The 10,294-nt window shown below is 74.6% G+C and carries 10 protein-coding genes and 1 pseudogene; 8 read left to right on the top strand and 3 right to left on the bottom strand.

Going from position 1 to position 10,294, the window contains the following annotated elements; all coding sequences use genetic code 11:
• The first annotated feature begins 10 nt into the window (after positions 1-10).
• On the top strand, positions 11-940 hold the full coding sequence (locus ACSNN7_RS27520; RefSeq protein ID WP_436683943.1) for a sporulation protein: 930 nt from the start codon (positions 11-13) through the stop codon (positions 938-940).
• Between the two features lie 49 nt (positions 941-989).
• On the opposite strand, the gene leuE is transcribed toward ACSNN7_RS27520, so the two are convergent.
• Both leuE and ACSNN7_RS27510 read right to left on the bottom strand, forming a co-directional pair.
• Positions 990-1,658: a leucine efflux protein LeuE gene (gene leuE, locus ACSNN7_RS27515; RefSeq protein ID WP_436683942.1), complete on the bottom strand. Its 669-nt coding sequence runs from the start codon at positions 1,656-1,658 to the stop codon at positions 990-992.
• Entirely contained in the window at positions 1,658-2,902 is a 1,245-nt protein-coding gene (locus tag ACSNN7_RS27510) for a bifunctional pyridoxamine 5'-phosphate oxidase family protein/GNAT family N-acetyltransferase (RefSeq protein WP_436683940.1), read from the bottom strand. Before ACSNN7_RS27510 ends, leuE begins: the two co-directional genes overlap by 1 nt.
• Positions 2,903-2,940: 38 nt before the next feature.
• Between ACSNN7_RS27510 and ACSNN7_RS27505 the strand changes: the two genes are divergently transcribed.
• Both ACSNN7_RS27505 and ACSNN7_RS27500 read left to right on the top strand, forming a co-directional pair.
• Entirely contained in the window at positions 2,941-4,281 is a 1,341-nt protein-coding gene (locus tag ACSNN7_RS27505; RefSeq protein ID WP_436683939.1) for an aminotransferase class I/II-fold pyridoxal phosphate-dependent enzyme, read from the top strand.
• 82 nt (positions 4,282-4,363) lie between these two features.
• Positions 4,364-5,065 (top strand): UdgX family uracil-DNA binding protein, encoded by a 702-nt coding sequence (locus tag ACSNN7_RS27500; protein WP_436683938.1) that lies wholly within the window; start codon positions 4,364-4,366, stop codon positions 5,063-5,065.
• 9 nt (positions 5,066-5,074) lie between these two features.
• On the opposite strand, the pseudogene ACSNN7_RS27495 reads toward ACSNN7_RS27500, so the two are convergent.
• Positions 5,075-5,347, bottom strand: a pseudogene (locus ACSNN7_RS27495) (nuclear transport factor 2 family protein); the annotation flags it as partial.
• A 198-nt stretch (positions 5,348-5,545) separates the two neighbouring features.
• On the opposite strand from ACSNN7_RS27495, the gene ACSNN7_RS27490 reads away from it, so the two are divergent.
• From ACSNN7_RS27490 to ACSNN7_RS27470, 5 genes are all read left to right on the top strand, one after another.
• The gene (locus ACSNN7_RS27490) at positions 5,546-6,688 is read left to right on the top strand and encodes an acyl-CoA dehydrogenase family protein (RefSeq protein WP_436683937.1); all 1,143 of its coding nucleotides are present in this window, start codon (positions 5,546-5,548) and stop codon (positions 6,686-6,688) included.
• A gap of 75 nt (positions 6,689-6,763) precedes the next feature.
• On the top strand, positions 6,764-8,107 hold the full coding sequence (locus ACSNN7_RS27485) for an MFS transporter (RefSeq protein WP_436683936.1): 1,344 nt from the start codon (positions 6,764-6,766) through the stop codon (positions 8,105-8,107).
• A 4-nt stretch (positions 8,108-8,111) separates the two neighbouring features.
• Positions 8,112-8,312 carry a DUF3046 domain-containing protein gene (locus ACSNN7_RS27480; RefSeq protein WP_436683935.1) on the top strand — a complete coding sequence of 67 codons (201 nt, stop codon included), beginning with the start codon at positions 8,112-8,114 and terminating at the stop codon, positions 8,310-8,312.
• A 185-nt stretch (positions 8,313-8,497) separates the two neighbouring features.
• Complete coding sequence (gene recA / locus ACSNN7_RS27475; RefSeq protein ID WP_088978017.1) at positions 8,498-9,544, top strand: recombinase RecA; 1,047 nt, start codon at positions 8,498-8,500, stop codon at positions 9,542-9,544.
• 14 nt (positions 9,545-9,558) lie between these two features.
• Entirely contained in the window at positions 9,559-10,254 is a 696-nt protein-coding gene (locus ACSNN7_RS27470; protein WP_436683933.1) for a regulatory protein RecX, read from the top strand.
• Positions 10,255-10,294: the final 40 nt, after the last annotated feature.

Genomic DNA, 10,294 nt, shown 5'->3' with positions numbered 1-10,294 from the left:
GGGCGTGGGGATGCGGGTTACCGGGGTGGCGCGGGAGTCCGGGTGGCCGGGGCTGTCGGTGAGCACCACCCTGACGAATCCGAGCACCCGTCCGGGGCTGCGCCTGCCGGGGCGGGTGACGCTCGCCGCCGGGTCGGAGGACGTACCGGTCCGGCACATCCGGCTGGGGCTGGTGGCCACCGCCGAACCGGACGATCCGCGCAGTCCGCGTCGCCTGGTGCAGTACCACCAGGTGCCGATCGCCGGGCGCTTCGTGGTGCCGGCCGGACGGCGGCGGGCCGTCGACTTCGCCCTGCCGCTGCCCTGGGAGACCCCGGTGACCATCTTCGGCGGGGTGCCGCTGATCAGCCTGCGTACCGGCCTGCGCACCGAGGTCTCCCTCGACCCGGATTTGGACCAGGGCGCGATGGTGCCGGTGTTCGTCCATCCGCTGCCGATCCAGCAGCACATCCTGGCCGCGCTGGAGACCCTCGGCTTCGCGATGCGCCAGGCCGGTCTGGTGCAGGGCCGGCTTCCCGGGGTGGCGCAGACCCTCCCCGTGCACCAGCGGCTCGGCTACTGGGTGGGGCCGCTCTACGCCGGCCCGATCACCGAGCTGGAGGTGATCTTCGTGACCAACTCGGCCGGCCTGGAGGTGCTCATCTGGCTGGACCGGCGGCTCTCCCTGACCGGCATCAGCCACCAGAGCATCAGCCGGTTCCGGATCTGGCACGCCGGGATGGAGCAGCGGGACTGGGTCGCCACCGTCGACGGCTGGCTGCGCGAGGCGATCAACCGGCACGCGGCGGCCGCCTCGAACGCCCACTGGTCGGCCCGGATCACCGAGTCCGCGCACGTCAGCCGCCATCCCGACGCGCCGGTCGCGCCCGGCTACGGCCTGGGCGGCACCGCCGGGGGCGGCGGCATCGGCGGCGGCGGGGGCGGGGGCGACGGCACCTGAACGGTCCCGGCCGGCGGCCCGGCTCCGCGCCGGGCGCACTCCGCCGGGGTCAGACCGAGGCGGTGGCGAGCTTGAGGCTGAAGCCGAGGAAGAGCACCCCGACGCCGGTGGTGGCACTCGCGGCCAGCCGCCGGCGACGCCGGAACTGCGCCGCCAGGAAGGTGCCCGCGAAGATCAGCGCGGTCAGGTAGAGCGCGCTGGTGACCTGGGCGATCAGCCCGAGCAGCAGGAACGACAGCGCCGGCCAGGCGTACCCGGGGTCGACGAACTGGATGAAGAACGAGATGAAGAAGAGGATCGCCTTCGGGTTCAGCAGGCTGATCACCAGCGCCTTACGGAACGGGCTGCGCATCGCCGCCGGCTCCGCGGCGTCGATCAGGCGCGGGGTCGCGGGGTCGTTGCGGACGCGCCAGCGCCGCCAGGCGCCGCGCAGCATGGTCACCCCGACGTACCCGAGGTACGCCGCACCCGCGTACTTGATCACCAGGAAGAGCGGCGGGTACGCCTTGAGCAGCGACGCCACCCCGGCGGCGGAGAGGAACATCAGCACCCCGTCGCCGACGAACACCCCGCCCGCCGCCCGGTAACCGGCCCCCACCCCGCGCTTGGCGGCGGTGGAGAGCACGAAGAGCGAGTTGGGCCCCGGCAGCAGGATGATCGCCACGGTCCCCAGTACGTACGTCCAGATGTCGGTGATGCCCAGCACGCCCGCCATCATCACGCCACAGGTGCCGTACGGCGAAGCCTTTCCCGCAGCCTGGCCTGTGCTCCTTGCCACTCGTCGACGGTCATCGCGTACTGCACGGTGTCCCGCCAGGAGCCGTCCGGGCGCTGTCGGTGCATCCGCAGCACGCCCTCGCGGGTGGCGCCCAGGCGCGCGATCGCCGCCTGCGAGCGGGTGTTGCGGATGTCGGTGTGCCAGGCCACCCGGACCGCGCCGAGCTGGTCGAACGCGCGGCCGAGCAGCAGCAGCTTGGCCTCGGTGTTGATCCCGCTGCGCCACCAGGGCCGGCCCAGCCAGGTGTGGCCGATGGCGACCGCCCGGCGCTCGGGGTCGATGTCGTAGTACGAGGTGCTGCCGACCACCGCCCCCGTGCGCGCGCAGCGCTGCACCCAGGCCACCCGCTCACCCCGGTGCCCGGCGGCCAGCGCCCCGGCCACGATCTCCCGCATGGTGGCCGGGTCGGTGGGCAGCCGGTGGGTCAGGTGGGCCCAGACCTCGGGCTCGGCGGTGGCGGTGAAGAGCTCGTCGGCGTGGGCCAGGTCCAGCGGCTCCAGCAGCACGTGCTCGCCCCGCAGGGTCGCCGCCTCGTGCCACGGTGAGGCGGCCGGGCGCAGGTACGCCGGCACCGGCGCGGTCACCCCCGCGTCCGGCTCGGGCAGCCCGGCGGTGAGCCGCAGCGGCACCACCCCGGCCCAGTGCGGCAGGTCGGCGTCGGCCGGGTCGTCGCGGACCCCGCCGGTGCGGGAGCGCAGTGACACCTCGCGCAGCGGCAGCGCCAGCACGGCGGTCTCGGCCAGCTCGCGGCGGCTCGGCGGGCGGCTGTCCGCGCTGCGCCCGGCGCCGACCTTCTCCACCAGCGCGGTCAGCATCCGCAGCTTCTCGGCGTCGTCGGTGACCAGGTGGGCGGTGCCGTGCGCGACCACCGACCGGTAGTTGGCGCTGTGGTCGAACTGTGAGCGGGCGTAGACCAGTCCGTCGAGCAGGGTGACGGTGACGCAGATCCGCAGCCCGGCGTCGCCGCGGGCGGCGAGCAGCGGCCGGCTGCCGGTGGAGCCGTGCAGGTAGAGGGTGTCGCCGATGCGCACGTGCAGGGTGGGCAGCAGCCGGGGCTCGCCGTCCACGACGAACCCGAGCACGCAGTGGTACGCCTCGTCGAGCACCGCGTGCGTGGCGGCCCGGTCGTAGCTCATCCGGTCCCGGGAGCGGGTGGCGGTGGTGCGCGGGGTCGGGGTGTACATGCGACAGCCCACCTTTGTTCTAGTACAATCTCTCAACCGTGCCAGTACGTTATCAGATCACCGGCTCCACGTCGGCCGCGATTTCGGCCAGCGTCGAGAGCGGCATCCGCGCCGACGCGCTGGCGCCGGGCACGGTGCTGCCCGCCGTCCGGGTGCTCGCCGCCGAGCTGGGCGTCAGCCCGGCCACCGTCGCCCGGGCCTACCAGGAGCTGCGCCGGCGCGGCCTGGTGGTCACCGCGGGCCGGCACGGCACCCGGGTCCGCCCCCGGCCTCCGGTCGCCGGCCGCCGGGCCGCGCTGCACCCGCCGCCCGCCCCGGGCACCCGCGACCTCTCCCAGGGGCAGCCCGACCCCCGGCTGCTGCCGCCGCTCGGCCCGCACCTGGCCGCGCTCGCCGCCGAGATCGGCCCACCCGCCGGGTACGCCTCGACCGCGGTGCTCCCTGGGCTCGCCGAGGCGGCCCGGGACCGGCTCGCCGCCGACGGCGTACCGGCCGAGGAGATCACCGTGACCGGCGGCGCGCTGGACGGCATCGAGCGGCTGCTCGCCGCCCACCTGCGCCCGGGCGACGCGGTGGCGGTCGAGGACCCGGGCTGGGCCAACCTGCTCGACCTGGTCGCCGCGCTCGGGCTGCGGCCGATCGGCGTACCCGTGGACGACGACGGGCCCACCGAGGCCGGCGTGCGCGACGCCCTGACCCTGGGCGCGCGGGCGCTGGTGGTGACCAGTCGCGCGCAGAACCCGACCGGCGCCGCCGTCTCCGCCGCCCGGGCCGGCGCCCTGCGGGAGCTGCTCGCCGGCCGCCGGGACCTGCTGCTGATCGAGGACGACCACGCCGCCGAGCTGGCGCGGGTGCCGCTGCACCCGCTCGCCGGAGCGACCCCGGCGTGGGCCTTCGTCCGGTCGGCGAGCAAGCCGTTCGGTCCCGACCTGCGGCTGGCGGTGCTGGCCGGCGACGAGGCCACCGTGGCCCGGGTCGCCGGCCGGGCCCGGGTCGGCGCGGGCTGGGTCTCCACCGTGCTGCAACGGCTCGTGCTGTCGCTCTGGCGCGACCCGGCGACCACCCAGCTGGTCCACCGCTCCGCCGAGGAGTACGAGCGGCGGCGCACCGGGCTGCTGGCGGCGCTCGCCGCCCGGGGCCTGACCGCGCAGGGCCGCAGCGGCATCAACGTCTGGCTGCCGGTGCCGGACGAGACCAGCGTGGTCACCGCCCTGCGCGACGCCGGGTGGTCGGTGGCGCCCGGCGCGCTCTACCGGATCGCCGCCGAGCCCGGAATCCGGATCACCGTCGGCGCGCTCGACGACACCGACCTCGTGCCCTTCGCCGACGCGGTGACGCGGGCGCTCCGGCCGGCCCGGTCGGGCGGGTTCACCGCCTGAGGCGGCCCGTCCGCCACACGTCCCGCCCGACGCGGGCCGCCACACCCGGCGGTGGCCGGAAATCCGGTATATAAAGGTCGCCATGGCCGAGACCGACGCGGCGCCGGGTGCGCAGCAGTTCATCCCTCCCCAGGCCGACACGCTCGACGAGCTGCGCGCCGCGGCTACCGGCTGCCGGGGCTGCGAGCTCTACCGCGACGCCTCGCAGACGGTCTTCGGCCGGGGCGACGAGCGCGCCCGGGTGGTCCTGGTCGGCGAGCAGCCCGGCGACATGGAGGACCAGAAAGGACTGCCCTTCGTCGGTCCCGCCGGGCGGCTGCTGCGCCGGGCGGTCGACGACGCCGGCCTCGACCCCGGGCACATCTACCTCACGAACGCCGTCAAGCACTTCCGCTTCGAGCTGCGCGGGAAGCGGCGCATCCACCAGACGCCGGACCGGGTGCACATCACCGCCTGCCGGCCGTGGCTGGTCGCCGAGTTCTCCCGGCTGCGCCCGGAGCTGGTGGTGGTGCTCGGCGCGACGGCCGCCAAGGCCCTGCTCGGCCCGTCGTTCCGGGTTACCCGGCAACGGGGCGAACTGCTGCCGTGGCCGGCCTCCGCCCAGCGCCCGGAGGACTTCACCCGGGTCCCGGTGGACAGCGCCGGGAAGGTCGCCGACGCCCCGGCCGCGCAGCTGCTGGCCACCATCCACCCGTCCGCCGTGCTGCGCGCCGACGACCAGGACGCCGCGTACGCGGGGCTGGTGCAGGACCTGACCGTCGGCGCCCGCGCGCTGGCCGGGTAGGGGCCGTCGTCAGTCCTCGACGGTGATCTTGCCGTACACGTCCTTGGCGGCGATCCGGCCGTCGCGGACCCGGTAGACGTCCAGGCCGCGCAGCACCGTGCCGTCCTCGGCCGGCGCCCACGCCCACTCGCAGACCACCCGCTCGCCGGCCGCCCAGACCGGGCCGAGCGCCGGACCCTCACCGGGTCCGAGCTGGTCGGCGAAGGCCGCGGTCACAGCCTCGCGCCCCCGCAGCGTGGTCGCCGGACCGTCCCAGGCGCTCGGGCGGTACGTCACGTCGTCGGCGAGGCAGGCGGAGACCGCCGCGTACCCAGGCCGCGTTGAACCGCTGCACCAACGCCTGCGCGTCCGTCATGCCCGGCACGGTAGCTGCCCGGCCCGCCGGTGTCGCTCCGATAAACCGCACCCCGGCCGGGGCCGGCGGCTGCGAACGGGCCTCGCCTCTGGGCAGGGCGGGTGAGCGGTGCCACACTGGCCGCCATGGAGCAGCATCTCTACGAACCGGTCCACGAGGAGTTCCGCGACCTGTGCCGGGAGTTCCTGGCGCGCGAGGCGGTGCCGTACCACGCCCAGTGGGAGGCCGACGGCATCGTCGACCGCGAGGTGTGGCGCAAGGCCGGCGCGGCCGGGCTGCTCGGCATGGACGTCGACACCGACCACGGCGGCGGGGGGCAGCAGGACTTCCGGTTCAACGCGGTGCTGGACGAGGAGATTGTCGCGTCAGGCTGCTCGGGTCTCGGCTTCGGGCTGCACAACGACGTGGTGGCGCCGTACCTGACCGAACTGACCAGCGACGAGCAGCGCAAGCGCTGGCTGCCCCGGTTCTGCTCCGGCGACCTGGTCACCGCGATCGCGATGAGCGAGCCGGGCGCGGGCAGCGACCTGGCGGGAATCCGCACCAGCGCGGTCCGCGACGGCGACGAGTGGGTGCTCAACGGGCAGAAGACGTTCATCACCAACGGGGAGATGGCCGACCTGGTGATCGTGGTGGTCCGCACCGCGCCGGACCAGGGCGCGCACGGGGTCAGCCTGGTGGCGGTGGAGAGCGGCACGCCCGGCTTCACCCGTGGCCGGCGGCTGGCGAAGGTGGGCCTCAAGGCCAACGACACCGCAGAGCTGTTCTTCGACGACTGCCGGGTGCCGGCGGACCACCTGATCGGCACCGAGAACCACGGCTTCTACCACCTGATGGCGAACCTGCCCCGGGAGCGGCTCAGCATCGCCGTCGCGGCGGTGGCCGCGGCGGAGAAGCTGCTCGCGCTCACCCTCGATTACGCCCGCTCCCGCGAGGCGTTCGGCCGGCCGATCGGGCGGTTCCAGCACAACCGGTTCCTGCTGGCGGAGCTGGACACCGAGATCACCATCGCGCGTACCTTCGTCAACCACTGCGTGGCCGAGTTCAACGCCGGCCGGCTCTCGGTCACCGACGCCGCGAAGGCCAAGTGGTGGACCACCGAGCTGCAGAACAAGGTCGCCGACCGCTGCGTACAGCTGCACGGCGGCTACGGGTTCATGCTGGAGTACCCGGTGGCGAAGGCCTGGCTGGACGGGCGGGTGCAGACCATCTACGGCGGCACCACCGAGATCATGAAGGAGATCATCGGGCGGGGGCTCGGCCTGTAGCGAAACCGGGTGCCCTCGGCCGGGGTCGGTTTGCAAGGATGGGGCGGCGCCTGACCCCTTACCGAGGAGGCCGGCATGGCCACCGACCTGACCGCACCGGCCCGTAACCGGCCCGACGTCGCGCCGATCCAGCGGCGGACCCTGCGCCTGCTCTTCGGTACGCAGATCATCGGCGGGATCGGCGTCACCATCGGCATCTCCGTCGGGGCGCTGCTCGCCGCCCGGGTGGCCGGCACCGCCGTCGCCGGCCTGGCGCAGAGCGCCGCTGTGGTCGGCGGGGCGCTGCTCGCCGTCCCGGTCACCCGGATCATGAACGGGCGCGGCCGGCGACCCGGGCTGGCCTTCGCCTACCTGGCCGGCGCCCTCGGCGCGGTGCTGGTGGTGCTCGCCACGGTCAGCCGCTCCGTGCCGCTGCTCTTCCTCGGCATGCTGCTCTTCGGCGGCGGCACCGCGGCGAACCTGCAGGCCCGCTACGCCGCGGTGGACCTTGCCGAGCCGGCCCGCCGGGGCCGGCAGCTCTCGCTGATCGTCTGGGCCACCACCATCGGCGCGGTGACCGCGCCGAACTTCGCCGCGCTCGCCGACCGCACCACCAGCGGGTGGGGGCTGCCGGCGCTGGCCGGCCCGTTCGCGTTCAGCGCCGCCGCGTTCGTGCTCGCCGCCGTCGTACTCGCGGTGCTGCTGCGGCCCGACCCGCTGCTCACCGCGCGCCGGCTGGCGGCGGCCGACACCCCGGTCGCGGCCGCCGTGCCGGACGTCACCCCGCCGGCCGAGGCCGTCGCCGCGCCGGCCCGGACCGCCCGGCGCGGTGCGGGGATGCGCGCGGCCTGGCAGGTGGTACGCGCCCGCCCGGCGGCCCGGCTCGGCATCGCGGCGGTCGCGGTCGGGCACGTGGTGATGGTCGCGGTGATGTCGATGACACCGGTACGCCTCGGCGAGTCGCACGGCGACGCCGACGTGCTGCGGGTGGTCGGCATCGTGCTGAGCGTGCACATCGCCGGCATGTACGCGCTCAGCCCGGTGGTCGGCTGGCTCACCGACCGGCTGGGGCGGCGGGCGGTGGTCCTCGGCGGCGTCGGGCTGCTGCTGGCCGCGTGCGCGGTCGCCGGCACCGCCGGGCACGACACCCCCCTGCTCTCGGTCGGCCTGGCCCTGCTCGGGCTGGGCTGGTCCGGCACCATGGTGGCCGGCTCCACCCTGCTGTCGGAGTCGGTGCCGGCGGCGGTCCGGCCGAGCGTGCAGGGCTTCTCCGACCTGACGATGGGGCTGGCGGGCGCCGGTGCCGCCGCCCTGAGCGGGTTTGTCATGCGGGCGGCGGGTTATCCGGTGCTGACCCTGCTGGCGGCGATCGCGGTGGTGCCCCTGGTGGCGCTAGCGTTGCGTCCGGTGCCGGTGGGGGCACCGGACGAGGAGGACTGATCACGTGCGGCTGACCGACTTCTGGGCCCGGTTGGAGGAGGCCTTCGGGCCGGGCTACGCGGCCAGCATCGCCCGCGACCAGGTCTTGTCCCAGTTGGGCGGGCGGACCATCGAGCAGGCGCTCGCCTCGGGTGAGCAGACCCACATGGTGTGGCGGGCCGTCGTCGCCGCCTACCCCGACCGGGTGCCCGCCCGGCTACGCTGAGCGGCGCTTTCGTCACTTCCGCGTGTCGCTTGCCGACTCGTACACCTGTTCGGCTATTGTCCACAGCGGGGTGCTCGTCCACAGCTCACGGCCCGTCGGCTGGTTTTCTGTCGGACCCAGCGCCTAGCGTGTCCCGCGTGACGCGAAGCTCAGGAAAGACGCCGGCGAAGGCAGGGGTGGCAAACATGGCCGCAGGGCCCGATCGGGAGAAGGCACTAGACCTCGCTCTCGCTCAGATCGACAAGCAGTTCGGCAAGGGTTCGGTGATGCGGCTGGGGGAGCGGCCGGTCATCCAGACCTCGGTGATCCCCACCGGCTCGATCGCGCTCGACGTGGCGCTCGGCGTGGGCGGTCTGCCCCGCGGCCGGGTCGTCGAGATCTACGGTCCCGAGTCCAGCGGAAAGACCACGGTCGCCCTGCACGCGGTGGCCAACGCCCAGCGGGCCGGCGGCATCGCCGCCTTCGTCGACGCCGAGCACGCGCTCGACCCGGAGTACGCGAAGGCCCTCGGCGTCGACACCGACGCCCTGCTGGTCTCCCAGCCGGACACCGGCGAGCAGGCGCTGGAGATCGCCGACATGCTGGTGCGCTCCGGCGCGATCGACATCATCGTGATCGACTCGGTGGCGGCCCTGGTGCCGCGCGCGGAGATCGAGGGTGAGATGGGCGACAGCCACGTGGGTCTGCAGGCCCGGCTGATGAGCCAGGCGCTGCGGAAGATCACCGGTGTGCTCAACAACACCGGCACCACCGCGATCTTCATCAACCAGCTCCGCGAGAAGATCGGCGTGATGTTCGGCAGCCCGGAGACCACCACCGGTGGCCGGGCGCTGAAGTTCTACGCCTCGGTCCGGCTCGACGTGCGCCGCATCGAGAGCCTGAAGGACGGCACCGACGTGGTCGGTAACCGGACCCGGGTCAAGGTCGTGAAGAACAAGGTCGCCGCGCCGTTCAAGCAGGCCGAGTTCGACATCATGTACGGCAAGGGCATCTCCCGCGAGGGCTCGCTGATCGACGTCGGCGTGGAGCAGGCGATCATCCGCAAGTCCGGCGCCTGGTACACCTACGACGGTGACCAGCTGGGCCAGGGCAAGGAGAAGGCCCGCGAGTTCCTCAAGGAGAACCCGGACGTCGCCGCCGAGATCGAGAAGAAGATCCTGGAGAAGCTCGGCGTCGGGGTCGGCGCGGGCGACGCCGCCGGTGGCCCGGAGCTGCCGCCGGTCGACTTCTGATCGGCCGCTGACCGGTGGCAGGACGACGCGCCCGCACGGGGCGGGGCTGGGATGCCAGTCCGCCCCGGGCGGGTGACGACACCGCGCCCCGGCCCCGGCGGGGCCGTCGTGGCCGGTCCGACGAGACCGATCCGGATGCACCGCCGACCCCACCGCGCGACGAGGCCGAGGTGGCCCGGGAGATCTGCCTGCGGCAGCTCGCGGTCCGCCCGCGTACCCGGGCCGAGCTGGCCGGGGCGCTGGCCAAGCGGGGCATCTCCGACGAGGTCTCGGCCGACGTGCTCGACCGGTACGACGAGGTCGGCATCATCGACGACGCCGCCTTCGCCCGGGCCTGGGTCTCCAGCCGGCACACCGGCCGGGGGCTGGCCCGCCGGGCGCTCGCCAACGAGCTGCGCCAGCGCGGCGTGGACGGCGACGTGGCCAGCGAGGCGCTCGGCGAGCTGGACGAGGAGACCGAGGCGGAGACCGCCCGCGCCCTGGTGGAACGGAAGCTGCGCACCGCCCGAGGGGAACCGGACGCGGTGTTCCGCCGGCTGGTCGGGATGCTCGCCCGCAAGGGTTACCCGCCGGGCGTGGCGATCCGCGCGGTGAAGGACGCCCTCGCCGCGCAGAGCGCCGAGGCCGCCGAGTTCGCCGAGCAGATCGACGCCGACGCACTGGCCGACGCCGAGGCCGAACTAGACCGCGACCCCCGCACCCCCGCCTGACCCCCTTCGCGCCCCCGCCTGACCGCCCCCGGGTCGCGGT

Origin of the sequence: Micromonospora sp. URMC 105, assembly GCF_051386295.1 — a bacterium.
Classification (GTDB): Bacteria; Actinomycetota; Actinomycetes; order Mycobacteriales; family Micromonosporaceae; genus Micromonospora.
Note: the sequence above shows the minus strand (reverse complement) of the source record. Positions and strands in the feature narration are given on the sequence as shown.

What these genes read in the sequence shown, in the direction of transcription:
- recA (WP_088978017.1), top strand. Translation starts at nt 8,498, where the DNA reads ATGGCCGCAGGGCCCGATCGGGAGAAGGCACTAGACCTCGCTCTCGCT.
- ACSNN7_RS27490 (WP_436683937.1), top strand. Translation starts at nt 5,546, where the DNA reads ATGGAGCAGCATCTCTACGAACCGGTCCACGAGGAGTTCCGCGACCTG.
- ACSNN7_RS27520 (WP_436683943.1), top strand. Translation starts at nt 11, where the DNA reads ATGCGGGTTACCGGGGTGGCGCGGGAGTCCGGGTGGCCGGGGCTGTCG.
- leuE (WP_436683942.1), bottom strand. Translation starts at nt 1,658, where the DNA reads ATGATGGCGGGCGTGCTGGGCATCACCGACATCTGGACGTACGTACTG.
- ACSNN7_RS27485 (WP_436683936.1), top strand. Translation starts at nt 6,764, where the DNA reads ATGGCCACCGACCTGACCGCACCGGCCCGTAACCGGCCCGACGTCGCG.
- ACSNN7_RS27500 (WP_436683938.1), top strand. Translation starts at nt 4,364, where the DNA reads ATGGCCGAGACCGACGCGGCGCCGGGTGCGCAGCAGTTCATCCCTCCC.
- ACSNN7_RS27510 (WP_436683940.1), bottom strand. Translation starts at nt 2,902, where the DNA reads ATGTACACCCCGACCCCGCGCACCACCGCCACCCGCTCCCGGGACCGG.